Genomic DNA, 26,299 nt, shown 5'->3' on the forward strand with positions numbered 1-26,299 from the left:
TCTGTTTTAATCTTTATACTTAATCATCTAGGCTGTAGAAGTAAGCTGGGCAATCGCCGATGCAGTGCCGAAAGGCCGCATGGGAGGAAAGTCCGAGCTCCATAGGGCAGGGTGCCGGATAACGTCCGGCGGGAGCGATCCTAGGGATAGTGCCACAGAAATGTAGACCGCCGATGGCTCTCTTAAGGGTACAGGCAAGGTTGCAACGGTGCGGTAAGAGCGCACCAGCAGCTTGGAGACAAGCTGGCTAGGTAAACCCCACCTGGAGCAAGACCGCATAGGAGTGCAAATGTGGCTGCCCGTCACGCACTCGGGTAGGTTGCTTGAGCTGGCTGGCAACAGTCGGCCTAGATAGATGATTGCTGCTCCACACGTGCGAGGCATTTCTTTGATTGTTTTGCACTTGACGAGAGTGCCGTTTGTAGCACCGGAGTACAGAACTCGGCTTACAGGCTTGCTTCTTGCAGTCTTCCAAACCCACAGGGCGAATGTCTTGTGGGTTTTTGGTATCTCTAAATAGAGTTTCAAATGGTTGTATGTTAATTTTTGTTTGTATGATGGGATGGGAGGATTATTGAATGAATGATCATTTGAAAATAAAGATTTTTTCACCAAACGAAGAAGAGGATCTGCGCTGGCTCAATCAACTGTGGCAGGTAGAATGGGGAGGTGAAGCCATGGTGAGTAGAGGTCATGTATTTTATCTTCATGACCTCCACTCGGTGATGGCTAAAGATGAAAACGGATATGTTGGTGCTGCTACATACCGTTTTGATATGGAGAATAATTGTGAACTTATGAGCATTAATGCTCTTTCTCCAGCAAGCGGTGTTGGCACTCGATTACTTGCTGCTGTAGAACAAGAGGCTTCGCGCAGAGGGTGTCGGAGAGTATGGCTTATTACAAGCAATGATAACCTGGATGCACTGCGTTTTTATCAAAAGCGGGGGTATAGAATAACCGCTGTGTATCCTGGAGCCATTGACGAAGCAAGGAGCATCAAACCAACCATACCTTTAAAAGGCGATCACGATATTGAGATACACGATGAGATTGAATTGGAAAAGAGATTACTTTAAGGTCTGAGAGTTACATTTTCATTTTCGACTACCTCACTAACGTAATGGCTGGAATTTTACGTTTAATTTAATAAATTAACCCAAAATCTTTCAATCCTATATGGATTTCTTTCCTGAAAATAAAGCAAGTAGTTCTGTTACCTTTTTGCGTTTTTTTCCATCACAACTAATAAATCTTTGTACGTCAAAACTTGAAATTTCAGCTAAGGAATAGGCCTTTAGTGTAAAATCACTAAAATGGTTAGAGATGAGTACAGGAATTCCTTTTTTAGAAAGTTCTTCTGCAACTTTCGCTAAACGCAATTGCTCTTCTGGACCGAATCCATTAGCATGGTAACTGGTAAAGTTGGCTGTTTGGGAAATTGGTACATACGGTGGATCACAATAAATGACATCTCCCAATTCTGCTTGGTTCATTACTGATTCAAAGTCTTCTGAAATAAAATGAGCTGTCTGTGCTTTTTGATAAAATATGACCATTTCTTTGTATGGAAAATATGGTTTTTTATATCTTCCAAACGGGACATTATAATGACCGAATGAGTTATATCTGCACAAACCGTTATAACCGTGTCGATTTAAATAAAGAAACAATGCTGCTTTACGGATGAGGTCAGTTGTTTGATTAAATTCTTCCCTTAATTGATAATAAGCTTGGGGTGTATTATTTTCGTCGATAAATAACTGTTTGCATTCGTCGATAAAAGACAATCCATATTCTTTAAGTGTCATAAACAAGTGGATAAGGTCGGAATTCATATCATTAAGTATATTTTCTTTATAATCTGTATTAAGAAATACGGCAGCTGAACCCGCAAAAGGTTCAATTAAGCGTCGACCAGGCGGTAGAAGTTCTCGAATTTTATCCATGATGCGATGTTTATTTCCAGCCCACTTCAAAAAAGGTTTCATATACTCACTCCGCTCAGCCAAGCTGAATTACTATTTTCGAAAAAACCAGTGATTCATGGCTTGTTCAACAAGTTAACCCTAAGATGAAATTTTACCATTTTAGCAATAGCGATGATCATGTAAACAATTTAAACTAAATTTTAGACGATGAAAAAGCGTGTCACAATTTTCTTAGAGAACGTCAAAACCATTTTGTGTAATACTTAAAATGAGCTTAAAAAATCTTTTGGCAACGAATTATTGAGGTTGGAGAGAAGGGGTATGGGTGAATTGGAATTGGATTTACCGTGATTTTATGGATAGTATTTCTCGTTTATCTCATAATTCTCGGACTCTAAACAAAGAGGCTATCTTTTTTCAAGATTATCTTCAAAAGAACTGGGATATACTCAATAAAATTCATTTTCAGCCAAAAAATTTTATGTCTTTATCTCAAATAAAACAACAGGTTCAACAAATTGATTGGGAAAAATATCTATCCTTATATCATTCAATGACAGATATGATGTCTTTTGAGAAAAGCATTGTGGAAATTACGGAACGTTTGTGTCAGTTACTTGAATATCCCCTAAATGAACAGGATATTTATGTGATAGTCGGGCTAGATTGTACCACTATTTATTCCACTATATACAAAAATCGCTCTATTACTGTTCTTTGTTTAGAGTCTACAGGTGGAGATTTAAGAGAGATTGAGTTGCTGCTTGCTCATGAAGCCCATCATTGGAAACGACAAACAATGCTTCAACGTGATATTTTTAACACTAACGTTTGGGATCGCTGTATGATAGAGGGGCTATCCATATGTTTTTCAGAGAGCATTCAGCCTGATCGTCCGGTCTATGAATATTGTTTTGTGCCGCCAGAAACTTTCCTTTGGACTCAGGCGAATGATGAAAAATTGCATGATATGATGCAGAGTGAGGATCAGTTGGATGATTTAAAGATGCAAATACTTTTTACCCGCCATCCCTCATTCCTCCCATTTTCGGGAATGCCTCCACGCTCTGGCTATGTATTCGCTTATCTAACTGTGAAGTCATATCTTACAAATATAAATATGGATGCAATTCATGCAGCAGCATTGGAAGCAGAATTCTATAGGAGTTTTTGTTCTTTGCTGAAGAAAATCAATTAAATGAATACGCAAGACATATTCATTCGTATCTTTTACCGATTCCAAGCTATTCTATATATGAAAAATATTCTAATAATTTAGTTGATTTTTTTCTGTGGCTGTTATACAATATTTTCGAAAGCGCTTTCGAAAATGTCATCAGACATAAGTTCCACATTATAAGATTGGAGGATGTTGTTGTGCCTAAGTTAAGACAAATGTTTTTAAGTGTAGGTGCAGCTATGACTTTATGTGTAGCTATCGCACCTTCAGTCATGGCTGATAAGAATAGTGATCATTCAAGTAACAGCTCGCCTAATACAGCTGCCAACTCGAGTAATTCTGTTCTGGTTACCGTAAATACAAAAGATCCTTTAGCGACAATATCACCCTCAGCTATTGGTGTGAATACAGCTGCTTGGGATCAAAATTTACTGGATAAATCCATCCCCAAAATGCTTAAAACGATAGGTGTCGAAGCTTTACGCTTTCCGGGTGGTTCTACGGCAGATAACTATAATTGGGAAACTGGCACAACCATTGATGCAAATGCTGGAGGAGCTGATCCAAACGTTAATTTTAACGCTTTCATGAATGTTGCCAAAAAAACAGGCGCTTCTCCTATTATTACTGTTAACTATGGTTCCAATTTTTCTGGTACTGGTGGTGGTGAACCACAGGAAGCAGCAGCTTGGGTAAAGTATGCCAATATCCTACATCACGACCATGTTGAATATTGGGAAATAGGTAATGAAGTTTATGGAAATGGATTTTACGGAGCCCAATGGGAAATTGATTTACACCATTCAAAAAGTCCTCAAACTTATGCCCAGAATGTTATTCAATTTTCTAAAGCTATGAAAGCAGTAGATCCTAAAATTCAAATTGGAGTTGTTTTAACCTGTCCATTTAATTGGCCATGGGGAGTAAAAACACCAGCAGATTGGAACAAGACAGTTTTAAATACTTTAAAGCAGGATCCGGACGCAGTAAACTTTGTGATTGTTCATTGGTATGCTCAGAATCCTGGAAATGAATCAGATAGTGGACTGCTGTCTTCTACAAGCCAGATTCCTCTCATGATGTCCGAATTGCGTCAAGAGATTTCGAATGACCTGAGTCCAGCGGCAGCAAAGCGATTAAAAGTATTCGTAACTGAAACAAATTCTGTCTCATATAATCCAGGCAAACAGACAACAAGTTTAGTTAACGCACTCTTTCTGGATGATGATATGTTAAGTTGGCTACAGTCTGGAGCAGCTAATGTAGATTGGTGGGATTTGCATAACGGGGCGTTTGCAGGAAATACCTCTTCTTCGCTCTATGGAAATACTACGTACGGCGACTATGGGCTCTTGTCTAATGGTAGCTCAGTTACAACCAGTTCTGGAAATACTGTTACTGAGCCACCCGTAAATACGCCATTTCCAACTTATTATGGTTTTGAGTTAGCTGGAGACCTTGTAAAGCCGGGGGCCACTATTGTTGGCTCTACTGCTTCTGTATCCGATATTGCTGTACATGCAACGCAATTAAGAGACGGTAAATTGGCTGTCATGATTATCAACAAGAATCCAAATAAAGTTTACCAGGTCTCGTTGGATTTAAAAGGTTTTCGGCCCAATGGAACGGGTATAGAATATACGTATGGAGAAAAAAGTAGTGGTATTACCTATCAACATTTTCATCAATTGGGTAAAACTATTTCTGTTCAACCATATTCAGTGACAGATTTCATATTCAATGGTTCTTCTCTCGGGAAAAACCAGACAAACTAGTTGCTGACTGAATTTTGAATGGTTTATCTTTAACAAATATCTGAAAGTTAACTTTTGTCTATTAAGATCGAAACCGGTTACAGAAATCAAGATTATAAATAGTCAAGTAAAAAATCATAGAGTACTACTGCATGATTGATTAACTCATTCTTGGCTCCGTAAACGAGTGTTACGGGGCTTTCTGTCACCCATTTTTTAATTTTATTTAGGGCTTCTTGGTGACTTAGACTAGTTGTTAATTCTTGATTATAGAGAATACGAAATTCAGAAAACCGTTGTGCAGGATTTTCATGAAACCATTTCCGTAATCTATCTGTTGGTGCAATTTCCTTTAGCCAAATGTCAACGTAAGCCTCCTCTTTTCGAATTCCTCGCGGCCATAATCGATCGATTAATATACGTGTACCGTCAGAAGGATCAGTTGGTATATAAATACGTTTTAAGTACAAGTTTTTATGTTTCATACCAGGCATAATCCTTTCAATTCATAGTTCATTACTGAAAAGATGATTCATAAAAAGGTAACACAACATATACAAAATTTCTGTTGTGAAGTAACCTATGGTCTCAAAGGAGCTTGCGTCAACATGTTACAATTTTTTGTGAGCGGATCGTCCAAATCGGTGACGAGCGAGGGAGTGAGTGGGAGTGTATATCCCAAAATCGTTTCAATGGCAAGATGAAGATGAAATTTCAGAGTTTATAACTCGTCATTCCTTTGCCTTACTTATAACTTCAGAGGACAATCATCCTCTTTGCACACATCTACCCATGTACTATGACAAAGATAAACAAATGCTGCTTGCGCATATGGCCAAAGCCAACTCTCAATGGAGAGCAATGGATGGTAGCCCTTGTTTATGTATCTTTTCTGGCCCGCATGCATTCATTTCACCGGAATGGTATGATCTTCCTCAATCGGTACCAACTTGGAACTATGTGGCTGTACATATTCAAGGAACCTGTCGGTTGGTTAAAGACGAAATTGAGTTAGAAGAAATTCTTGAAAAACTGATATATGCATATGAACCACATTCAAAACTTCCTATGGATTCTAAGCAGCATTATTATCAACAAATGATGAAAGCTATTGTAGGTTTTAAAGTTGAGATTGATTTAGTTGAAGGTTGTAAAAAATTGAGTCAGAATAAACCTTTAGCTGTTCAACAACGTGTAATTGAACAATTACAGGCGAAAAATGATTGGAATGACGTCCAAGTTGCTCGCTGGATGCAGAAAAATATTGTTCACAAATAAAATCAATCTTCTTCAAATGACAGTGGGCAGGAATATCCTTATTATACGCGAAAGCCTATCCGTGTGTATGGATAGGCTCGCTAAGAATTATTTTCTAAACCAAAGGTTTTCCTTGCTTACTTCATTTGGCCGGATAATTGACTTTCTGCATATGCGACCAAACGCTTGGTGATTTCCCCACCTACGGAGCCGTTTTGACGTGAAGTCGTTTCTGCTCCGAGATTAACACCAAACTCATTTGCAATCTCCCATTTCATCTGATCCAGGGCACGGCTTGGTACGAGTTTTTCGTTGTTGTTTGCCATTTTCAGTTCCCCTTTCAAAAATGATTTTGGACTGCAAAGTTATTATGTGAGAAGTTTAGTTTTCTATACACAGATTAAAAAATCGAAGGGTGACAGATTTGATTCAATTGCGCGGACATCATCTTTTATGTATGCTTGGCTTTCGAGGAATGGGTTATTCAAAAGAATTCGTGGAGCATATGAAGAATGTTTATAACCAATTGAGAATAGAGCCACAAACAGAAGTACTTATTGTCACGGGACCAGATGAATTGTGTCATTATTTTCCTGATAATCAATGTTATCATTGTGAAGATAAAAATGTTGCAGATCGCGATCAACAGATTCTAGTTAAATTAGGATTACACTCTGGTCAAAAACTGGCTTGGCAGTCAGTTGAAAGTAGAATTCGTCAGCATATGCATCCTTCGGATATAGCCGTACTTTGTAGTACATGCAGTTGGCGCTCCTATGGAGTTTGTGAAGAAGGAGTTCAAAGAATTAAGGAAGGTTATTCATTATTACCACTCCCGAAAAAGTCAGTTTGAAATCTGATTTTTTCATTTTTTAAGCATTCCAATCTTCAACGATTAATCATATGTTGAGCCGTTAATCGAAGTCGTTCTAACATAAATTCCTGAACAGAATGGTCTATCCCAATTTGATTGAGTGACTCTTCCATACAACGTATCCATTCGCTCGCATGAGCTTGAGTAATAGGATGTGCAAGATGTTTGGCTCTTAACATTGGATGACCATACATATTTGTATAAAGCGAAGGCCCTCCAAAAAATTGAGTCAAAAACATCAATTGCTTATCACGCACAGGTTTTATGTCTTCTGGAAATAGAGGACGTAGGAGTTCATTTTTTTGGACTTTTGTATAAAATATGTCAACCAGATTGGCTATTGTATTTTGACCGCCAATCGCTTCATAAATAGATTTAACTTCCATACTCCAATAAGCCTCCTGCTTTTTCATTCAACCGTATATAATTTTGCTGCAGTATGCAAATTATTGGTGAAACAAGACATAAAGCAATCCATTGATGTGCGAATTTTGATCCAGTCAGTATTCCTACAAAAATGAAAAGAGAGATTGAGAAAATACTGGTCAAGTTTAGGGGTTTTTTCGTATAATGGGTCTACATGATGAGAAAGATTGGTTAAAACTGGGGGAGACGGGAGGCAATCCATGCAATTGTGTGATTTAAGCTTGAGATATGTGGCTGGATTACTTACCGAACTTGAAAATAAACGTTTTGAGCGCCATTTACAGAATTGTGAAAAATGTCGGCAAGAAGTTGAAGAATATGTATCTTACCGTAATCTCATGATTCAAGAAAACAAGAATCAGCAAATTACAGAAACAGACACGCTACTTACTCATGCTAAAGTGTATGTATTTCCTCAACGGCACTTACAAAATCAATCTCGAATGGGTAAAATATTTGGTTTAAAAGCTCGTTCCTTTTTTATAAAAGTACCCCAATCTATTGCGGCTTTAATGGTAATTGCTGTTGCTTTCTTTTCATTTTGGGCACATCTGCCAGCCCATCAAGTGGTCGTCAAAGCTGAGGGAATTGTAACTCGAGAAGTACCTCATTCCGTATCGGTGAAATTTGATTCAGTTTTGAGTAAAGCTCATGAATTAGAAAATCGTTTGGAAAACTATAGACTTCTTTCTAACTATTTTGCAATGAAATTATGACAAAGTGTTTGTTAGCATAAAGTCCGAACCAAAAAACAGCCGAATCCCATTTAGGGTACGGGGGATACAATTTGGGGTGAATGCGCCAACGCGCATGGGCGACCTCCGTCCTAACCCGTCAACTAACCTCGGAGGCAAGGGGAGGACTTTATGAAAATAAAAGCAGCCTTATTGGCTTTAACATCCATTGCAGTATTTTTGCCTGCTACCAGTCAAATTGCAATGGCAAAAACTTATCATCGTACACCCATTTATTCGTTTTCCAGCAATAGCTACGTCAAATCTCAATTGGCGTATAACGGTCAACTACCTCCAGGAGTCACTTATCAGCCATCTGTTCAACCGTTAGCTGGAATCCACGCGACACCAGAAGAGAAGTTTCAAGCTATATTGACAGTAGCAGAAAGTAAGTTAGGCACTCCCTATCGATGGGGGCATAACGAAGATAGAGGTCAGTATGGTTTTGACTGCTCTAATTTTACAGCCTATGTTTATCATCATGCGCTCGGCTATGTTATGAGTGGAGCTTCGCAAGTACAATATCACGATGTAGGTTGGCAGGTACCTATTTCGGATATGCAACCTGGGGATTTGGTTATTTTTAACCATGGTGGTCATGTTGCGATTTATATTGGAAATGGTCAGATGATTGAAGAAGGCGGCGGTTTGGGTAAAGTAGGTATTGCACCTTTACATCCTGGAACGTATTGGTACAATCACATCACTACTGTCAAACGTATGTTTTAAAAGTGAAACTTTCTATAGGGCTTGTCCCTCTCGTCATCTTTAGATGACGAGAGGGACAAGCCCTTTTTTTTATTCATGACTCCACAAGTTCTTCATAACCATCGGACAAATACTTCAACACCTAGAAGGCCACTTTTATTAATCTATGACGGAGAATAGGAATCGGGTGAAAGTGGTGTTTATCGATTGCTCAAAACTACTCAATCCAAATGGTTAACATTATCTACAGCCGCTGTAGGAGCTATCTATGCTGCAGGTTTTTTCTATACGGAACCGACAGTTCAGGCATTAAATCCACAGATCTTAGATCAAAAAAATGCAAGTGAGTCCAACAAGGTATTCCATCAAATGGGAAAAGAACATCACGAGACTAGGTCATTCCACAAAGCATTATCATCAACAACAACTCCTGCAAATCATCAAACATCAAATTCAGACAAGTCTCAACATAAGAGCGATAGCAGTTCTCTTTATAAGGACGGTATTTACCAAGGAGTGGGCACGAACGCTTATGGTAGCGTCGGTGTTTCTGTAACGATACAGAATGGAAAAATCACTCAAGTGCAGATCACTCAATGTACCACTCATTATCCACAATCCGTTATTGATCCGGTTTTACCAAACGAAGTTGAAGCTAAGCAGACGTGGCAAATTGATATTGTCTCTGGAGCCACAGCAAGTACTCAAGATTTTGCTATGGCTGTCTATCAGGCTTTGCAAGCTGCAAAGGCTTAAATGGAGGAATTTATCCTGAGCAAAGAACTTCAACTCTATCATCATCAAGTGCTTGCTTTAGGTACAAAAGTTGATTTTTGGGTTTCCATAGAGGGTAATTCATCTGAAGATGTTAGAAAAAATTTGCAACAAGCAATTTCAGTTTTCAACCTCGTAGAGGAAACCTGCAGTCGTTTTCTTGAACACAGTGCGTTACGACGTCTTTCACAACAAATTGGTGAGGATGTTCAAGTACCTGTTCTATTATTCGAGGTTATCCAATTCAGTTTAGAATTGGCCAAGATGACTCATGGACGATTTGACCCGACCATAGGTGGATGGCTAGAGAAAGGTGGTTTTGTCACAAATTATTTGACTGGAAACAAATTGGATTTATGCGAAAAAATAGATTTTAATGCTTCCTATCGTGATGTAAAGCTTGATGTGGAGAAAAAAACCGTTCGCTTAATGAAACCGCTCCTCTTGGATGTGGGAGCTACCGCAAAAGGGCTAGCACTTGATTTGGTAGTTCATTGTTTTTCTGAATATCCAGGATTTTGTATCAATGCTGGTGGAGATGTGATCGCCAGAGGTATACAACCTAATGGTGAGCCGTGGAAGATTTCTATTCGCAATCCGTTTTCTCCAGAAAAGAAAATAGGATATTTACTTTTTTCCGATGCTATGTCTGTATGCACTTCTGGAGGCTATGAACGTCTTAGTCCCGTTATTAAGGGAGAACATCACATCATCTCTGGAGTAGATAAACAATCTCCTCACCATGTAGCAAGCGCTACAGTTATGGCTCCATATGCTATGTTGGCAGATGGTTTTTCCACGGTGATGATGCTCCTGTCCCCTCAAGAAGGATTCCTTCGTCTGGAAGAGGCAGGTATTGAGGGATTACTTGTTTTATCTGACGGAAGTGTGCAAATGTCTAAAAAAATGGAGGACTATTGGCATTGCGAAAAAACAAACGTGTTCCAAAACGAAAACAACAAGTAAATTTGCATTCATTAAAAAAATATATGTCTACTCCTAAAGGGACTTTAATGGTCATTCTACTCCTGTTATCTGTTAGTAACTTTTTAGCGAGTGGCTCATTGACGGGAATTTTTCATATACTGATTGCTATCGTTTTTGCAGTTTTTATCGATGCCATTGTAGCCATATGGCGTGCCTATCCGCGAAAATTTTCCGATGGAGCATGTATCAGTGGGTGGATTATTGGGTTGATTTTAGGAGTTCAAGAATCAATTTGGATTATTTTTGCAACTGTGATACTGGCTATGGTGTCAAAACATCTTTTAAGCCATGGTCGAAAACCTGTTTTCAATCCAGCAGCTTTTGCTCTATTATTGGCGGTTTGGTTTTGGGGGGCTCAGGAAAGTTGGTGGGGGGCGTTTTCAGTTCAATCATCCTGGTGGATGATCATTCTTATAATTACAGGTTTTTGGATGACCAATCGTGTTCGGAAATTTCCACAGGTCCTATCTTTTCTTGCTACTTTTTTTTCAGGAATGCTCATTCTTGCTATATTTCATTGGGGTTCTGTATCATTTACGCCTGCAGATGCTTTGCGACCGCCGTTTATTAACATGACGCTCTTTTTTACTTTTTTCATGCTGACAGATCCACCGACAACTCCGGGACGTAAAAAGTTACAAATTGTTTTTGGTTGCCTTTCCGCTACGTTAAGTATTTTAAGTATGTCCTTGTGGGGCGGGCAAATTTATTTACTGCTAGCTTTGTGTTCAGCGAATACCATTAAATTTCTCTTTGATCGAATACAAAAAAGAAGAAAAAACCATGTATTGCCTACTAAGAGTTTAGGTCTTTCTGAATAAGATTATCCTACTTTCTTTGTAAAGGTGGAGGGAATCATGGATGGATAACCTTCCTTTTTGGGTTTGGAGATTGTAAACATCAAGGCACCTCCTAGCAGAAAAATAAAACTTAGGATATAGAACCAAAATGCAAGCAATTCTATAAAACTCAGTGCTCCATAAATCAATTCATATTGACCCATATGAGCTGCATAGAGTAGAAACAAATCTCTAGCTATATAGATAATCACGGTGCTGAATAAGGCTCCTGCGCTCGCAGAGAGCCAAGGAGGGGGAATCGAAGGTAAAAGTCTGTAACATAGCAATGACGTTACAAATAAGAGTATCGGGAACAGGAAGAATGAGAACCAACGTAACCAAGAAAATGGAGCGGGAAGTGTGTGACCCACGACTTGAAATATTTGTACAGCGATACCAGATAATAAGGTAAGAAATAAAAGAACAAACATCATAACAAAGCCTATCAAATATTGCTTGATAAAAGAACGACGTCTACGAATGCCAGCCATCATGTCAAACGTTTGTTGCAAGGAAAGAAAACCACCTACGGATGTCCAAAACAATCCAATTATACTAAACCAACGTACCTCTTTATTAAGACGGTAGAGACGTTCAGAATTTAAATTAATGAGTTGTCTTAAATCAGGAATATTGGGGATATAGTTGGATAAAGTAGAGCCAATATTAGAAGCCACGTGTGGATCGGGAACTAACCAGATAGCTAACATGACAAGTAGCAAGAGAATAGGAATGAGTGAAGAAAATGCAAAAAATGCAAGTACAGCTGCAAAGGCAGGTACATTACCACGATTCATTATGGATAAGAGCTGTTTTAACCATTGCCAAATAGAATGCCACATAACTTCATCTCCCCATCATAGTATGAGTGGGAAGAGTAATTTTATTCAAAAAAATGAAAGGGGCTGTCCCAAAAGTCATCGTAGATGACTGAGGGACAGCCCCTTTCATTTTTTTATGAAGAAAAAGAATAACGCATTGAGAACTGACTTGGATTTAGGATTGAACTGTACTGGAGTTCACACTGGTAATTGTTACTCCATCAGAGGAATTTCCATAAGTCGTACTAGATGTACTTTCTGATTGCATTTCAATAATCAGTTTTGTATAACTGATTTCTGTTTTTTGCAAATGAAGAATGGTAGCTTGCAGTTGTGGGATAGCATCGTTCAAGGGCTGCTTAAAATTCCCAAGATCATCATGCTTGAGTTCAGCAATCTTTTCGTCAATTTTCCATAGTTGTTTCTGTGTCTGGTTATGCTCTTGGATAGCCAATTTCAACAGATTATAAGCGCTCATATTGCCCCATCCAGTCGAAAATGTATCCGTAAATTGATTTCGAGCTTGAATGAATTGTTGGAGCGGTGCAGCAATGGGGCCATGAGGACCTTTGGGACCGCGGGGCGGCATAGGTGGATGGAAGTTTATAAAATTTCTTCCTACCACATGCATGGCCTGCCAATACGCTACAACAAGTTTCCAGGCGCTATCAGATTTGATTAGAATTTTCATGCGTTGTTCATTTAATTGTTTTAATTCTTGTTGTTGCTGAGGCAAAGAAAAATGAAAACTATCTAAAGTGGATTTGTCATTTTCTAAGTTTTGCTCGGTATTATATAAAGTATTGATTTGTGTATTTAAATCAGAAACCGTCGAAATAAGTTGGTTTACAGAAGTATTCGAGGAATTGCTTTGTACTTGACTCCATAGGGAAGCTTCTGTTTTACTGTTTGCTTCATATTGGGATTGAAAATGATTACTTCCATCAGCATAAGCGGTAATTCCAGAAAATGCAAGCGTTGCAACTGCTGCAGCCAAACCAATTGTTTTCTTTTTCATCATCTGCTAATCCTCCTAAATCATGTAATTCGATGATAAACTACTCTATCAATTCAACAGTATCTGTGTTCAATTAAAGGTTGCGTTGGTAGTCTTCTCTTTTTGAGGGTCGAGCAAAAAAAATGTCAAAAAAATCCCCGCTGTCTCCAACGAGGATTTTTTTGACATCTTAAGAAGTAAATCACTTATCTTATGTTAAACCTTCTATGAGAACAACTCTAGCGGGAGCAGCCTCAATTCCTTCAATATAAAGTGGAGCAGCAACCATAAAATATTCACCTGGTACAATGTGTGCTAGGCGCAAGCCTTCAATAATGACGATGTTGGCATCAAATAAAATTTTATGTGTTGGATGACCAGGCTGGCTTCGTTCAATCCCTAATCCATCTATTCCTACTCCAGCAATCTGTTTTTCGACCAAATATTGAGCACCCTGTTCGCTTAAGTATACAAATTCAGGATTAAATATCTCATCATTGGAATTAGCCGTATGAAACAGTAAAAAATCATCTTTTTCTGGTGAAATCGCTTGTAAATCGGAAACCTCAATCACTTTGTCCACATGTGTAAAATCTATCACACGAACTTTTCGTATTACTTGTTCTAAAGGCAAAGTGTCTATGCTATTCTGTCCAGCTAACATGTGAAGTTTAGCATCTACATGTGTACCTGTATGAGCATCCATATGTAATCTGGTTTCACGAACACCTTCACCATTGATAAAATTAGATGTAATTTCAAATTGAGGCCTTTTCTCATCTTTATTTTTGTATACAGCCATATCAGGGTAAATTCTCATAGAAATATCATGGATTTTCATGATTTTTTCCCTCCCGTAGTGTAGCCGTTTCTTTTTCTAAGCGAGCTTCCACAGATGCTGTTTCCTGTCCATAAACAGGCCACCAACGATGTCCCTCTTTTGCTAGCAAGTTATCTGCAGCTTCAGGGCCATGACTTCCCGCTGTATAATGATGAAGCGGCAAACGCTTTTCTGTGAAGGCTTCGGCAATCGGATCGACAAATTTCCAAGCAAGTGATACTTCATCCCAACGTGTAAAGAAAGTAGAATCTCCGCGCATGGCGTCATAAAAAAGACGCTCGTAAGCTTCTTGGGATGCATCAAGTGGCTGACTGAATTCCATGGCTACTGGCACGACCATTTCATCTGTACCAGGTCTTTTGGCGTTGAGTTGTATATACATACCTTCTACAGGATTGACACGAATGACAAGCAAGTTGGGGCCAAGATTGCCATCTTGATTAAAATATAAATGTTTTGGCATATCTCGAAACTGAATCACAATCTCAGTTGATTTGACAGAAAGACGCTTGCCTGTCCGAATATAAAAAGGTACGCCAGCCCAGCGAAAGTTATCTACATACAATTTGGCTGCTACGTAGGTTTCTGTCTCTGAAGAAGGATTTACATTTTTTTCTTGAACATAAGCAGGTACTTGTTGCCCATTCATGGTTCCAACGCCATATTGTCCACGTATCACATGATCTTTTACTTCTTCAGGTGAGAAACGACGTAGCGAGCGTAAAACTTTTACTTTTTCATCTCGAATGGCCTCATTTTTCAAACGGCTTGGTGGTTCCATGGCAATCATCATAACCATTTGCAACATATGGTTTTGAACCATGTCGCGTAACGCACCAGCATGTTCATAATAGGAAGCCCGGTCTTCTACGCCCACAGTCTCACTGGAAGTAATTTGGATATTGGAAATGGAACGGTTATTCCATACCGGTTCAAAAATGGAATTCGCAAAGCGAATGACTTCAATGTTTTGTACCATTTCTTTGCCTAGATAGTGGTCGATGCGGTAAATTTCGTCTTCTTCAAAAACGCTGCGCAATTCATTGTTTAGCGCTTCAGCAGAGGCGAAGTCGTGACCGAAAGGTTTTTCAATAATAAGTCTTCTCCAACCTTCAGTATGGGACAATCCACTTTCTTGTAAATTTTGTGTTACGGTTGCGAAGAAATCAGGTGCCATAGCCAGATAAAACAGACGATTTTTTGTATTCGAATGCGCTTCAATCTCCTCAACCATATTAACAAGCTTCTTATAATGGTCAAGATTGGAAGCATCTAGTTGGCAATAAAACATTTTTTTTGCAAAATCGTTCCAGGTGTCTTCCTTGGTTATGGATTTTGGAGCAAACTCACGCATAGCCTCTCTTGCTAGGGTGCGATATCCATGATCGTCGTAAGCTGAACGAGCCACATTTACAATTCTGGTGTCTGCAGGGATTTGTCCACGAAGATACATGTTGTAAAGGGCTGGAATTAATTTTCTCCTGGCTAAATCTCCTGTTGCTCCGAATAAAATAAACGTATGCGGTTCAATTTTGGATTCCTCAATCATCATTTGCAGCTTCACCTCTAGTCTTTCCATTCCTGATATACCATGCTATTGTACAGCAAGCATGGTTTTAATCCTATTCTGTAAGGTTGTAAAGGAGTTATTGTTTATTCAACGCAAGCTATAGGCAAGGTTATGGCCAGCGAACTTATATTTTCCATCCATGAACCGTGTGTAGATGTAACCATACGAACAGAATACCAACTACCAATAGCCCTCCTAAGATGGTTGCGTATAGCCATTTTAACGCAGTTTTCATCGGCAGCTCATCTCCTAAGAAAGTATTTCTATAGATAGAGGGGGATATACGCAAGTGCAAATTGAATCAGAAGCCACACAAACCATGATCGATGTAGAGCCACAAAAAAGCCAGACTTGGATAGGAACCAGTGCCGTATTGACAGCAGCTATTTTTTGGGGGCTGTCGGGAACAGCTGCGCAAGTGTTATTTCAAACTTATCATGAGTCTCCTTTTACACTTGCAGTCATTCGAATGCTCGGCTCCGGCATTGTATTGCTTATCATGACCGCTTTTCAAAAAGGGATGCGCTTTGTATTTCTGCCATTCTTTCAACGCAATACTACAGTTTCTTTATTGATATTTGCTATTGTTGGAATGTTGGGTGTGCAGTTTTCCTATCTTTCGTCCATTCGCTACGGAAATGCGCCTACAGCTACGTTTCTGCAATATTTATGTCCAGCTATGGTCAGTGCCTATCTTTGGATCAGAGGTTCTAATAAGATGAACAAGATTCAATGGGCAGCTGTTGGATTGGCTCTGCTAGGTACGTATTTTTTGGTAAGAAACGGTCATCCTTACGCGTTTGCAGTTCCTTTAGATTGTATCGTGTGGGGCGTTATCTCAGCACTGACTTTGGCTTTTTATACAATCTATCCAGTTCAGTTGCTTCATCGATTTGGTTCATTGCTTGTAACTGGTTGGTCCATGTTACTTGGTGGCTTCTGTTTGCTTATCATTCTGCCTTTTTTGTCTCTTTCTATACGCGTGGTGTGGCGACCCTTACCGCTCATGTTGCTTGGATTTGTAGTCTTTGCCGGCACTTTACTAGCTTTTTGGCTCTATATATTCAGCCTCACCCATCTGCAGCCACAAGTAGCCAGTGTTCTGGCATCTGCCGAACCGCTTTCTTCCGCATTAGCAGGTGTTTTCTTTTTGCAGTTACATTTTGCATTCACAGGTTGGTTGGGAGCATTCTGTATTTTAACTGCTGTATTCATTCTGCAAGTCTATCCATTTAGGAAAAATATGAAGAGAAAGGTAAATTTTTAAGGTTTTACTCATTTTACGCCCAAATTGTATGTCATATGGGCTTTCACCATTTCATTTAGCGGTTGTTTGTTCATAGTGTGTAATAGCTCTGTCATGAAGGGAGGCCGCATGATGTACGGCGTATTTGGTGGATATACAAGTTGGGCGGTCGTATTTCTCATCATCTTTGTGCTGTTCTTCCTGCTCATCCCTGCTTACGGCGCTGCGGCGACGTATTAAAATTGTGGTGAAACAAAGATTAGTCTATCAACAGTGCATCCCCAATTCATCAAGATGATTTCATTTGTCCCCCGGAAGGAGTTTGATACTCTATTAAATCCTGACGGGGGTTTTATAGATTCCAATCTTTTTTAACCAATCTTAGGACAAGGTCCTAAATTGATAACCATCTTTCTTCCATTCATGTATTAATTTAGGTAGTATTTCCGCCGTATAGCGGCTTCCGGATACTCCATCGTGAAACAGGATAATTGAACCAGGATAGACATGACCATGTAAGGCGTGCCAAATATCCTCTTGGCTTGTAGCTTTCCAATCTTGAGAATCCACGTTCCATAACCTTACGGGATGACCCATTTTTTGTAGAAAATGAATTTCATTTTGTTCGATGTGTCCTCCTGGTGGTCGATAAAGAATTGGACGGATTCCCGATGCTTGATAAATAATTTGATCGGTTTTATGGACATCTGATTTTAATTCATCCAACGCCAATTGTACGATATCCTGGTGTCGATAACTATGATTGCCAATGGTATGTCCATCCCTGGCCATTTGCTTGACTAATTCGGGGTAGCGTTCGCATCGATAACCGACAACAAAGAAAGTGGCGTGAATATGTTCGGCTTTTAACTCACGAAGGATGATGGGAGTATAACGTTCACTAGGACCATCATCAAAGGTTAAGTAAATGACAGGAGAAACTTTTTTTATTGAAGTTGCAGCCATTTCGGTAGGTATAGGGAACCAGCATATGGTTAGCACTGCTGCTAAACTAAAGCCGATAAGAGTATATGGCTTCTTCTTGGGAAGAAATTTTAAAATTTTTTGGATAAACGCACCCATAACCTTCATATTGCAATTTTCCTCACTTTAATTATCCATACAGATTATTTTAAAAAAGACTGTTCCTTACCATTTGTAAAAATTCAGTGATTCATGCAAAGGTCGTTATCCGTTTTGTGTTTGATTTAGTTTTTTTCTTTCTCGTGCTTTGTATGAGAAATCTTTGAATGATTCAATCTAATAAGTGTAACAAAATTCTTGTTTAGGCTCAGTTTAGTCAAGAAAAGGAGTGCATTTTAATGGAAAATCATCGAGATCGTTCATATCCTGAGATGGTTCCCAGACCCTCTTCATGGTTTCCTAATTTGTGGGATGATAATTGGTTTAGCGGCTGGTCTTTTCACCATCCACGTCTGGATGTAACGGAGACAAGCAGAGAAGTAAAAGTTACAGCAGAAATTCCCGGGCTTGCTTCTAAAGATGATATTTCAATTGTGGTCCATCCTCGTGAATTGCAGCTTTCAGGAAAAGTACAGAGAGAGAGCAGCACTGAGTCAGATCGGACTCATCGTATAGAACGTTTTTACGGGACTTTTCAGCGTACCATTCCGCTACCTGCAGAAGTAGATGAATCCAGTGCAAAAGCAACTTATAAAAATGGTCTGTTGATGGTCACCATGACGAAACGTACTCCATCTTCAGGTCAACATAAAATTGATATCGAGTTTCACTAGTTCAAAAATTTTTGTGAATCATCCCGTTTGTTGTACCCTGTGAGAAAGTACAGCTTGTCTTATGAGGCTAAAATAAGTGAGGGAAGCACAAACGGGATGAAGGAATTGGGTAAATTATTGATGATGGCAGGAAACTTTAAAAGAGAAGATTGTCTGGTGATTGGTGGCGGACATGTCGCAACACGCAGGATTGGTAAAATTTTGGATGTTGTCCGCCATATTACTGTAATTGCCCCAAACGTTACAGATACCATTGCAAAATGGGCTCAAAATGGCAGGTTAGTCTGGTTGGAAAGAGATTATTCTCCTGGTGATGAGGAGGGTTATTCTTTTATTATAGTAGCAACGAATGAATCTTCCGTGAATCTTGAGGTCGTTCATCGATTGCGTCATCACCATGTTTTTTTAAATGTGGCCGATCATCCAGAGGAGAGCAATCTTTGGTTTGTCAGCGAAGTGGACGTTTCGCCTGTTCGTATTGGCATTTCTTCCTCTGGATGCAATCCAAGTCTCTCTAAAAAATTACGAATAGCTCTAGAAGCTGATTTAGAAGATGGTGGAAATCGTTTTGTTCAATATTTACAATCAATTTACAACAAATCGAAGGATTAGACGCCGCGTGCTTCAGGATCCCATATCCATTTGTGAAGTTGCAGACTGACGCGCACTTGCTTTAAGTTAGTTTTCAGAAGTTTTTCTACGAGTCGTTTGGCAGACATAGAAGAAAACACAGGCGAGAAGAGCACTTTTCCATCGCCGATCTCGTTTTCAACGATATCTACGGCTCTTTCAAAATCGCGATCGTCAGCAATGACAAATTTTATTTCATCTCGTTCAGTTAGATATTGAAAATTACTCGTAAGCATTCGATGTTCCTCACCAGATCCTGGCAACTTATAATCCATAATGAAACGGATTTTTTGACCCAAAGGTTGAATTTCCTGACGAAGTTGAGCAAAAGGTGAGAGATCGATAGCTCCATTGGTTTCAATGTGCACATCTGTTACATGAGGTATTTTAGCTAAAGCTTCGACCAAGGCGATAGATTTACGCCCATGCATCAATGGTTCACCACCGGTCAGGCAGAGCCAGCGGTTTTCAAAGGATGCTGCTTTATGGCAGATTTCTTTAATGGATGCAAAAAACACAGGTTTTTCAGGAGCGTAGCTATATTTGGTGTCACACCATTGGCAGCGTAAATTACAGTTATAAACACGCACAAAAGTTGTTCGTTCACCTGCTGCTGTACCTTCACCTTGAATCGTCTCGAAAATTTCTACCATCGGCAGTTGTAAATCGTTTAAGTCGCTATTTCTCAACTGTTCATCCGATTGATGATCGATTGTCAATTGATTATTCATTTATCATCCACTCTCTCCGCAGCTTTGCGCAACTTGTGGGAGTTTCATAGAGAACCAGCGATTCAAGTCTTAATCCTCTATCCCCAAACTGAACGTTCAAAGCATCTTCTAATTCTTCCCAGATCCACACAATCATATTTTCAGCTGTAGTGTTCATGGGTGGTAGTACTTCGTTAAGATATTGGTGATCAAGACGATTTTTGATGCGATTTTCAAAAAGCTCCTTTAATTCAGCAAAATCCATGACAATTCCACGCGGGTCTGGGATGCCGCTCATTTCGATTTGAAGAAGATAGGTATGTCCGTGCAGATTGTGGCATTTACCCATATACTCATGCAAATGATGAGCCGCATCAAAAGTAAAATGTTTTTCAATCGATACGCGTCGCTGATGATATCGTAATTGCTCTGGAAATATATCTTCATGCAAGGTTTGAATTTTTGGAGGTAAATGATAGTGAGTCATAAAAATTCTCTCCGTTTCGATCCGATTCAAATAGGATTCATAAAAAAGCAATGATAAAACTTATAGATCATTGAGCAGGAAACAGTCACACCATACAAGAATACAACAGATAGATGTTTTGAGCCATGCGAAGCGGGGGTTATCATCCTTGCCAATTTATCATAAATTTTTAAGAAAACTGGTTCAAAATTATTTAGCCGGCTCTTTAATTGCAGTCTTGGGCGTGGGCGGTATTTTGATTTTTAGTACGCTGCGGATCTCTCTGTATGATGCCAAATGGATTGCGCTTACTCTATTTGTCAGTTTGCCGTTTATGTTTGGTGCGGAGTTCTTTGTTTTTCGCAAACATATGCGTCCGATTCGTAACATTTATAATTCAAAAGAAACCAACACCAAAGAACAATTTGAGCTGGCATTTATGCAACTGCATAAATTGCCAGCTTTGGCGGTTCGAAGAATAGCGGGTCCTCATTGGATGGGCATGGCTATACCTTCTGTCATTCTCACATTACTAGAAATCCGTTACTTTCACCTTACCTTGCCAGTTTCCTATGTCTTGCTCGCATTTATTGGCTCTATGTTGGTAGCGAGCATGCACGCTATTATTGAATTTTTTCTGACCGCAGAAGCAATAACACCGATGCTGTCCGATTTACAAACTCGTGCTCAACATCAATTTGGGTTGAGTCTGTCTCTCGAGGGAAAAGTTCTGATAAGTGTGAAAACAAAGTATCGAAGTAGTGCTGTCTTAATTGGTGTATTTCCACTTTTTCTTTTCTCTTTAGCTACCCAGGTGCGCCTTGTCAATTCTACTTCTAATGGATCGCATGCTTACTGGCAGTGGGCTGTGGTGATTTTGGCAGTGGGAGTCGCTTTCTCCGTCTATAGTGCTTCCTTGCTTTCAAGAGTCGTACAAAATCCAATTGATGAATTACAGCAGAAAATGTCTGAAGTTCAATTGGGAAATTTAAAGATTCGCGCTATGGAGGCATACTCTGATGAATTTTCTCGTTTAGTAAAAGGTTTCAATCAGATGGTAGAAGATCTAGAGGCTAGAGAAATTCAAAATACTCTTCTGACGCAAAGTCTATTAACAACTTTAGCTGCTGCATTAGATGCGAGGGATCCTTACACTGCTGGTCATTCTCTGAGGGTTGCGGAATATTCGGTTGAAATTGGTAAGCGGATTGGTTTGTCGGAAACAGCATTGAAAGATCTACGGGAGTCCGGACTTCTTCATGATATTGGTAAAATAGGAATTCCTGATAGAATTCTCTTGAAAGATGGAAAATTAACTGATGAAGAATATGAAATCATGAAATCCCATCCAGTACTCGGCGAGACCATTTTAGCACAGGTTCAACCTCCGAATGCTATGGCCAAACTGTTGCCAGGTGTTCGCTCACATCACGAACGATTTGACGGAAAAGGGTATCCAGATGGCTTAGCGGGACATGATATTCCCCAATTTGGCCGAATTATGGCTATTGCGGACGCATTTGATGCCATGACCTCTAATCGCCCTTATCGTAAAGGCATGCCCATACAAAAAGCTTTGCAGATTTTACAACAAGGATCTGGCACACAATGGGATCCTGAATATGTGTCAGTTTTTTTAGAGTGGGCAGTAGCCCAAGAAATAGAGAAAGTAAGAGAAACAGTTGCAAGCTCTGTTCAATAATCTTGGTGGGCAGGAATATTTACCCATGTTTCCCCCCAAGTTTGCACGGCTTTCATGACAGGTTCAAGCGCACGTCCTTTTTCGGTTAATTCATATTCTATTCGGACGGGAGTTTCAGGATATACATGGCGCACCAATATGCCTTCTGCTTCTAGTTCCTTGAATCTCTCCGCCAGCATACGATCACTCATGTTAGGAATCATGACGGAAATATCTTTGAAACGTTTTGGGCCGTCTAAAAGTACATTTATAATTAAACCTGTCCAACGTTTTCCGAGCAAAGAGAACGCATGTTCGAATTTTGGACACAAATTATGAGTCGTTTGCATAAATCATCATCTCCCAAGTTCTATTTTAACATATGCATTGTCTGAAATAGCAGTTCCTATGAACATAGACTCATTTGATTTTGGTTTATCGTAAAATTGAACTGTTATTCGTTTTGACTCAAAAAGATAACGTTTAGAATGGTGTTAAGCTATTTTCGAAAGTGAGGGACTCTAGCATGCGCATTTATACACGTGGTGGAGATTTAGGGAAAACAGCTTTAATAGGTGGAGAACGACGTTTTAAAGATGATGTGCGAATCGAAGCGTACGGTTCTGTCGATGAATTAGGGGCAAATTTAGCTTTTGCTGAATCTCTTTTGGATAGTCATTTGTTTAGTGATATCAAATCATTGATAGCTGAAATTCAGCAACGTCTGTGGGATGTAGGTGCTGACTTGGCAGCTCCGGAGAGTGCAAAAGATTATCAATTTCGTACACCTGATGGTGCTGCAGCAGAATTGGAACCTTCCATTGACAAGTATCAACAGGAAGCTGATAAATTGAGCAAATTTGTCATTCGCGGCGGAACGGCAGAAGCTTCGGCTATGCATGTGGCATGCACCGTAGCAAGGAGAGCAGAAAGAAGAATTGTGGCACTGATGCATGTTGAAGAGATTCATCCTCCTACACTCAGATACGTCAATCGACTCTCTGATTTATTATTTGTGTTGGCGCGAGCTATTAACGTAAGGTTAGGAGAAAATGACGTTCAATATAAGAATTCAAAGATTGTTTTCCGAGAACCGAATTCTCGTGGAAAGATATCCAATAACGAAAAAGAGAGTCAAAATCAAGGATTACAGGAAGACGAACGGTCTTAAATTTGTCAACATTCTGGGCAAGCAGTTAAGATAGACAAGCGTCAATGTAGTCTATTCAGTTGCATAGGGAAAGGTGATCAATTTGCATAGTAAAAAAGTGGTTATGGTTACAGGTGGAACACGGGGAGTAGGGAAAGCGATTGCGAAGAGATTTGCACAAGAAGGCTGCGATTTGGTGCTAAATTTTCTGCGTAGTCGTAGTCAAGCAGAAGTCACTAAAAAAGAAATTGAGTCTCAGTATGGAGTAAACGTTCACTTGGTGAAATGTAATATTGGTGATATAGAGAATGTAAGAAATTTATTTTTAGAAATTGATGAAACGTATGGTAGGTTGGATGTTTTTATTAATAACGCTGCTTCTGGAGTTTTACGTCCTCTTATGGAAATTGAAGAATCTCACTGGGATTGGACTCTTGATATTAATTCCAAAGCGTACTTGTTTGCTGCTCAAGAGGCTGCTAAACGTATGTCAGTCAACAATGGTGGACATATCGTTGCTATATCGAGTCTGGGTTCCACGCGAGTTTTGCCTAATTATGTGGCAGTAGGTGTTTCAAAAGCAGCGCTTGAAGCAATCACGAGATATTTGGCTGTTGAATTAGCTCCTATGGGCATTTCAGTAAATGCCGTCTCTGGTGGCGTGATTGATACCGATGCGCTTAAACATTTCCCCAATCGTGAGGAAATGCTTGCTTCAGGCGCACAAAATCCAGCTGGTGTTATGGTTGAAACGACAGATATTGCAGAAGTTGTGTATTTTTTATGTACTCCTGCGGCTAAAATGATACGTGGGCAAACCATTGTGGTGGATGGCGGCATGTCATTGCTTGTTTAGGATTGGGGTTTGGCTGCCAATCGCATAGGGTAAGAATGCCTTCCATAAAAGGAAGGCATTCTCTGTTGAGGAATGAGTGGGTTTCTTAAATACTTCTTAGTTCATGACTATTCTTTACTGTGCGCGATTTCATCTTTAATTTCTTCTCTCATGCCATGAATGGCACGCTGACGACGGTCATTTTTAGCCTGTATGTCTTTGATGTCCTCAGTATGCATTTCCTCCTCATGAGCTTTTAAGAAGTCTTCTGCTTCCCGCATATTTTCTTGCGTGTTACGGATAGCTTTTTGAAGGTGGAGGACATTGTCTGAGCGATTGTCAGGATGGGGATGTGTCAAATTCATTACGCTCCTTTCTTCATAAGCAGTAAAAGATTTTAAAAAGATTGCTGTCTGGTGCAATCGACTGTAGGATGGATTAAAAAAGCGGATTTATACTTCTTCTGTAAAACAGACATTCATAAAGAGGAGCGAATGATCATTGAAGCGTGATGCTGTTGAATCGGAAAGAAACAATAACGAAGAAGTTTCCTCGGTAGGTAATCGTTGGGTATTTGTGGTGATGTTTGGTGTACCGGGTTTGCTCTTTATTTTTATTGCTGTTCCAGTCATTATGGACGTATATAACATACATTCTTCACTTGCTAAGAACATCGTCGTATTTACCTTATTTGTCATTTTAATGTCTGTTTTGGTTACGGTTATCGTTAGAGGATATCGCAAAAGACGCAGTATGTAACTCAAGCATGTTCTGCATTTAATGCGGGATCCAATGAGGTTGGTGAATAAAACCAACAACTCGCCAGCCTAAAAAAAGAATAATAAATAAGCCAATAATGTAATAAAGAACACGTAAATTTCTTTGATGTTCTTTCTCTTTGTTTTTAGAAGGTTGCATGGAATTTCCTCCATTTCGCTAGCCCAATCGGTAACTATTCTCTGTAAATAAGAGTTTGTAACAAGACAAAGTGAATTATGTATGAAATTGAGATTGATAAAGAAAAACAGAGTACAATTCATCCAAATACATTTGGAAAAGTGTACTCTGTATTTTTATATTTTATCTTTCATTTTTATTATTTGGTTCAAAAAGATTGACGTCCATACTTTTGAGAGAGATTTCTTGTATCCGTCTTTCTTATAAGTGAAGATTTGCTACCAACATTCCAGCGAACATAAGAACACCAAATCGAAATAATAGGTTTGCCGTACCTTTTACGGCGGCATGAAGTTTGGCGGGTTCGGTAAACTTAAAATATAACCTTGTTACAGCGTAAGCTGAAGGTACAGTCAGCAGAACTACAAGTGTCCAAGGTGTAAGTTGGTTTAATATGACTAACAGCAAGACCAACAAATAGGTTACCAAGAAAACACTCCCAAACAATAACCGACCGCGTTCTCGACCAAGCAAAATGGCAATGGTTTTCCGTCCGCCTACTTTGTCTTGATCCATGTCACGAATATTATTGGCCAATAAAATGGCGCCAATTAATAAACCAATGGGAATAGAAGCTACACTGGCTCTCCATGAAATACTGCTGGTTTGGATATAATAAGCAATGAGTACGATTGTGGGGCCCATGGCGATTGCAGCTGCAATTTCTCCAAACGGAGTATAGGAAAGTGGTTTAGGACCGCCTGAATAAAAATATCCTACTGCTATACACAGAATACCTACAATTGCCAGCCACCATGAGGTGCTAGCGCAAATATAGACGCCAAGCAGGAGTGCCAAAAGAATGGAACCCCATCCACAAGCCAAGACAATACGTGCGTCAATACCATCTCTTACAATCGTTCCTGCAATACCAACCATATGTTCGTCATCCAGTCCGCGCTTGTAGTCAAAATATTCATTGAACATATTGGTTGCCGACTGAATGAGCATAGAAGCAATAAGCATGGCAAAGAATAAACCCAAATGGGCAGAATGATGAGTCCAGGCTAAACCGCTGCCAACAATAACTGGAACAATAGAAGCAGTCAGTGTGAAAGGGCGAAATAATCTCCACCACACACCTAGACGCTCTCGAGTAAGCACGCTTACCCCCTCACTTTCATGTATCTTTACAACTTTTAAGTGTCTAGAAATCTTCGCGTGAAAAGATTAC

At 39.5% G+C, this 26,299-nt stretch carries 32 protein-coding genes, 1 other RNA gene and 1 riboswitch; of the genes, 18 read left to right on the forward strand and 15 right to left on the reverse strand.

Annotation, left to right across the window (positions count from 1 at the left end; genetic code table 11):
* Window positions 1-37: 37 nt before the first annotated feature.
* Window positions 38-465: RNase P RNA component class A (gene rnpB / locus FY534_RS05200), an RNA gene on the forward strand.
* 113 nt (window positions 466-578) lie between these two features.
* Complete coding sequence (locus FY534_RS05205; RefSeq protein WP_203115363.1) at window positions 579-1,079, forward strand: GNAT family N-acetyltransferase; 501 nt, start codon at window positions 579-581, stop codon at window positions 1,077-1,079.
* Window positions 1,080-1,175: 96 nt separating this feature from the next.
* Here FY534_RS05205 and FY534_RS05210 read toward each other — a convergent pair whose 3' ends face one another.
* On the reverse strand, window positions 1,176-1,991 hold the full coding sequence (locus FY534_RS05210; RefSeq protein ID WP_203115540.1) for a Dam family site-specific DNA-(adenine-N6)-methyltransferase: 816 nt from the start codon (window positions 1,989-1,991) through the stop codon (window positions 1,176-1,178).
* 265 nt (window positions 1,992-2,256) lie between these two features.
* Between FY534_RS05210 and FY534_RS05215 the strand changes: the two genes are divergently transcribed.
* Window positions 2,257-3,129: a DUF2268 domain-containing putative Zn-dependent protease gene (locus FY534_RS05215; RefSeq protein ID WP_203115364.1), complete on the forward strand. Its 873-nt coding sequence runs from the start codon at window positions 2,257-2,259 to the stop codon at window positions 3,127-3,129.
* Window positions 3,102-4,886, forward strand: coding sequence for a hypothetical protein (locus FY534_RS05220; protein ID WP_203115365.1), 1,785 nt, complete (start codon window positions 3,102-3,104; stop codon window positions 4,884-4,886). The genes FY534_RS05215 and FY534_RS05220 overlap by 28 nt, the downstream gene beginning before the upstream one ends.
* A 92-nt stretch (window positions 4,887-4,978) precedes the next feature.
* Here the strand turns inward: FY534_RS05220 and FY534_RS05225 are convergent, their stop codons facing one another.
* Window positions 4,979-5,350: a DUF488 domain-containing protein gene (locus FY534_RS05225; RefSeq protein ID WP_203115366.1), complete on the reverse strand. Its 372-nt coding sequence runs from the start codon at window positions 5,348-5,350 to the stop codon at window positions 4,979-4,981.
* A gap of 184 nt (window positions 5,351-5,534) precedes the next feature.
* On the opposite strand from FY534_RS05225, the gene FY534_RS05230 reads away from it, so the two are divergent.
* Window positions 5,535-6,143 (forward strand): FMN-binding negative transcriptional regulator, encoded by a 609-nt coding sequence (locus tag FY534_RS05230; protein WP_203115367.1) that lies wholly within the window; start codon window positions 5,535-5,537, stop codon window positions 6,141-6,143.
* Between the two features lie 116 nt (window positions 6,144-6,259).
* On the opposite strand, the gene FY534_RS05235 is transcribed toward FY534_RS05230, so the two are convergent.
* Complete coding sequence (locus FY534_RS05235; RefSeq protein WP_072872568.1) at window positions 6,260-6,448, reverse strand: alpha/beta-type small acid-soluble spore protein; 189 nt, start codon at window positions 6,446-6,448, stop codon at window positions 6,260-6,262.
* A 98-nt stretch (window positions 6,449-6,546) separates the two neighbouring features.
* Here FY534_RS05235 and FY534_RS05240 point away from each other — a divergent pair, with 98 nt between their 5' ends.
* A complete protein-coding gene (locus tag FY534_RS05240; protein WP_072872567.1) occupies window positions 6,547-6,975 on the forward strand; it encodes a DUF1284 domain-containing protein in 429 nt (142 codons plus the stop codon).
* 35 nt (window positions 6,976-7,010) lie between these two features.
* Here FY534_RS05240 and FY534_RS05245 read toward each other — a convergent pair whose 3' ends face one another.
* Window positions 7,011-7,382, reverse strand: a complete 372-nt coding sequence (locus FY534_RS05245) for a globin domain-containing protein (RefSeq protein WP_072872566.1) — start codon at window positions 7,380-7,382, stop codon at window positions 7,011-7,013.
* Between the two features lie 240 nt (window positions 7,383-7,622).
* On the opposite strand from FY534_RS05245, the gene FY534_RS05250 reads away from it, so the two are divergent.
* The 5 genes from FY534_RS05250 (at window position 7,623) to FY534_RS05270 (ending at window position 11,446) form a co-directional block, all read left to right on the forward strand.
* Window positions 7,623-8,138: an anti-sigma factor family protein gene (locus FY534_RS05250; RefSeq protein WP_072872565.1), complete on the forward strand. Its 516-nt coding sequence runs from the start codon at window positions 7,623-7,625 to the stop codon at window positions 8,136-8,138.
* Window positions 8,139-8,165: 27 nt separating this feature from the next.
* Window positions 8,166-8,287: riboswitch (cyclic di-AMP (ydaO/yuaA leader) on the forward strand.
* 1 nt (window position 8,288) lies between these two features.
* Entirely contained in the window at window positions 8,289-8,885 is a 597-nt protein-coding gene (locus FY534_RS05255; RefSeq protein ID WP_072872564.1) for a C40 family peptidase, read from the forward strand.
* A gap of 186 nt (window positions 8,886-9,071) precedes the next feature.
* A complete protein-coding gene (locus tag FY534_RS05260) occupies window positions 9,072-9,620 on the forward strand; it encodes an FMN-binding protein (RefSeq protein ID WP_203115368.1) in 549 nt (182 codons plus the stop codon).
* The gene (locus tag FY534_RS05265; RefSeq protein WP_203115369.1) at window positions 9,621-10,604 is read left to right on the forward strand and encodes an FAD:protein FMN transferase; all 984 of its coding nucleotides are present in this window, start codon (window positions 9,621-9,623) and stop codon (window positions 10,602-10,604) included.
* A complete protein-coding gene (locus FY534_RS05270; protein ID WP_238413677.1) occupies window positions 10,562-11,446 on the forward strand; it encodes an RnfABCDGE type electron transport complex subunit D in 885 nt (294 codons plus the stop codon). Before FY534_RS05265 ends, FY534_RS05270 begins: the two co-directional genes overlap by 43 nt.
* 2 nt (window positions 11,447-11,448) lie before the next feature.
* Here the strand turns inward: FY534_RS05270 and FY534_RS05275 are convergent, their stop codons facing one another.
* From FY534_RS05275 to zwf, 4 genes are all read right to left on the reverse strand, one after another.
* Window positions 11,449-12,306, reverse strand: coding sequence for a YihY/virulence factor BrkB family protein (locus tag FY534_RS05275; protein ID WP_072872560.1), 858 nt, complete (start codon window positions 12,304-12,306; stop codon window positions 11,449-11,451).
* Between the two features lie 154 nt (window positions 12,307-12,460).
* Window positions 12,461-13,306: a hypothetical protein gene (locus FY534_RS05280; RefSeq protein WP_072872559.1), complete on the reverse strand. Its 846-nt coding sequence runs from the start codon at window positions 13,304-13,306 to the stop codon at window positions 12,461-12,463.
* A gap of 187 nt (window positions 13,307-13,493) precedes the next feature.
* The gene (locus FY534_RS05285) at window positions 13,494-14,123 is read right to left on the reverse strand and encodes a cyclase family protein (protein ID WP_072872558.1); all 630 of its coding nucleotides are present in this window, start codon (window positions 14,121-14,123) and stop codon (window positions 13,494-13,496) included.
* Entirely contained in the window at window positions 14,110-15,675 is a 1,566-nt protein-coding gene (gene zwf, locus FY534_RS05290; RefSeq protein ID WP_203115371.1) for a glucose-6-phosphate dehydrogenase, read from the reverse strand. The genes FY534_RS05285 and zwf overlap by 14 nt, the downstream gene beginning before the upstream one ends.
* A gap of 307 nt (window positions 15,676-15,982) precedes the next feature.
* Between zwf and FY534_RS05295 the strand changes: the two genes are divergently transcribed.
* Window positions 15,983-16,960 carry a DMT family transporter gene (locus tag FY534_RS05295; RefSeq protein WP_083573946.1) on the forward strand — a complete coding sequence of 326 codons (978 nt, stop codon included), beginning with the start codon at window positions 15,983-15,985 and terminating at the stop codon, window positions 16,958-16,960.
* Between the two features lie 360 nt (window positions 16,961-17,320).
* On the opposite strand, the gene FY534_RS05300 is transcribed toward FY534_RS05295, so the two are convergent.
* A complete protein-coding gene (locus FY534_RS05300; RefSeq protein ID WP_083573945.1) occupies window positions 17,321-18,031 on the reverse strand; it encodes a polysaccharide deacetylase family protein in 711 nt (236 codons plus the stop codon).
* A gap of 230 nt (window positions 18,032-18,261) precedes the next feature.
* On the opposite strand from FY534_RS05300, the gene FY534_RS05305 reads away from it, so the two are divergent.
* Window positions 18,262-18,696 (forward strand): Hsp20/alpha crystallin family protein, encoded by a 435-nt coding sequence (locus FY534_RS05305; RefSeq protein WP_072872556.1) that lies wholly within the window; start codon window positions 18,262-18,264, stop codon window positions 18,694-18,696.
* Between the two features lie 96 nt (window positions 18,697-18,792).
* Window positions 18,793-19,308 (forward strand): precorrin-2 dehydrogenase/sirohydrochlorin ferrochelatase family protein, encoded by a 516-nt coding sequence (locus FY534_RS05310; RefSeq protein ID WP_072872555.1) that lies wholly within the window; start codon window positions 18,793-18,795, stop codon window positions 19,306-19,308.
* Here FY534_RS05310 and FY534_RS05315 read toward each other — a convergent pair.
* Window positions 19,305-20,057 carry a 7-carboxy-7-deazaguanine synthase QueE gene (locus tag FY534_RS05315; RefSeq protein WP_072872554.1) on the reverse strand — a complete coding sequence of 251 codons (753 nt, stop codon included), beginning with the start codon at window positions 20,055-20,057 and terminating at the stop codon, window positions 19,305-19,307. The genes FY534_RS05310 and FY534_RS05315 overlap by 4 nt on opposite strands.
* Entirely contained in the window at window positions 20,050-20,523 is a 474-nt protein-coding gene (gene queD / locus FY534_RS05320; RefSeq protein ID WP_072872553.1) for a 6-carboxytetrahydropterin synthase QueD, read from the reverse strand. The genes FY534_RS05315 and queD overlap by 8 nt, the downstream gene beginning before the upstream one ends.
* A 148-nt stretch (window positions 20,524-20,671) precedes the next feature.
* Here queD and FY534_RS05325 point away from each other — a divergent pair, with 148 nt between their 5' ends.
* Window positions 20,672-22,204 carry an HD domain-containing phosphohydrolase gene (locus FY534_RS05325; protein ID WP_072872552.1) on the forward strand — a complete coding sequence of 511 codons (1,533 nt, stop codon included), beginning with the start codon at window positions 20,672-20,674 and terminating at the stop codon, window positions 22,202-22,204.
* On the opposite strand, the gene FY534_RS05330 is transcribed toward FY534_RS05325, so the two are convergent.
* Window positions 22,198-22,533, reverse strand: a complete 336-nt coding sequence (locus FY534_RS05330; RefSeq protein WP_072872551.1) for a winged helix-turn-helix transcriptional regulator — start codon at window positions 22,531-22,533, stop codon at window positions 22,198-22,200. The two genes, FY534_RS05325 and FY534_RS05330, sit on opposite strands and share 7 nt — an antisense overlap.
* 176 nt (window positions 22,534-22,709) lie before the next feature.
* Here FY534_RS05330 and FY534_RS05335 point away from each other — a divergent pair, with 176 nt between their 5' ends.
* Both FY534_RS05335 and fabL read left to right on the forward strand, forming a co-directional pair.
* The gene (locus FY534_RS05335; protein ID WP_203115372.1) at window positions 22,710-23,354 is read left to right on the forward strand and encodes a cob(I)yrinic acid a,c-diamide adenosyltransferase; all 645 of its coding nucleotides are present in this window, start codon (window positions 22,710-22,712) and stop codon (window positions 23,352-23,354) included.
* An 82-nt stretch (window positions 23,355-23,436) separates the two neighbouring features.
* On the forward strand, window positions 23,437-24,189 hold the full coding sequence (gene fabL / locus FY534_RS05340) for an enoyl-[acyl-carrier-protein] reductase FabL (RefSeq protein ID WP_370541546.1): 753 nt from the start codon (window positions 23,437-23,439) through the stop codon (window positions 24,187-24,189).
* Window positions 24,190-24,296: 107 nt separating this feature from the next.
* Here fabL and tlp read toward each other — a convergent pair whose 3' ends face one another.
* Complete coding sequence (gene tlp / locus FY534_RS05345) at window positions 24,297-24,533, reverse strand: small acid-soluble spore protein Tlp (RefSeq protein ID WP_072872549.1); 237 nt, start codon at window positions 24,531-24,533, stop codon at window positions 24,297-24,299.
* Window positions 24,534-24,669: 136 nt separating this feature from the next.
* Between tlp and FY534_RS05350 the strand changes: the two genes are divergently transcribed.
* Entirely contained in the window at window positions 24,670-24,927 is a 258-nt protein-coding gene (locus FY534_RS05350) for a hypothetical protein (RefSeq protein WP_072872548.1), read from the forward strand.
* Window positions 24,928-24,945: 18 nt separating this feature from the next.
* On the opposite strand, the gene FY534_RS05355 is transcribed toward FY534_RS05350, so the two are convergent.
* Both FY534_RS05355 and FY534_RS05360 read right to left on the reverse strand, forming a co-directional pair.
* The gene (locus FY534_RS05355) at window positions 24,946-25,086 is read right to left on the reverse strand and encodes a hypothetical protein (RefSeq protein ID WP_165611909.1); all 141 of its coding nucleotides are present in this window, start codon (window positions 25,084-25,086) and stop codon (window positions 24,946-24,948) included.
* A 240-nt stretch (window positions 25,087-25,326) separates the two neighbouring features.
* Window positions 25,327-26,229, reverse strand: coding sequence for a 1,4-dihydroxy-2-naphthoate polyprenyltransferase (locus FY534_RS05360; protein WP_083573944.1), 903 nt, complete (start codon window positions 26,227-26,229; stop codon window positions 25,327-25,329).
* Window positions 26,230-26,299 lie beyond the last annotated feature (70 nt).

It is taken from the genome of Alicyclobacillus sp. TC, assembly GCF_016804365.1.
Lineage (GTDB): Bacteria > Bacillota > Bacilli > Alicyclobacillales > Alicyclobacillaceae > Alicyclobacillus_I > Alicyclobacillus_I tolerans.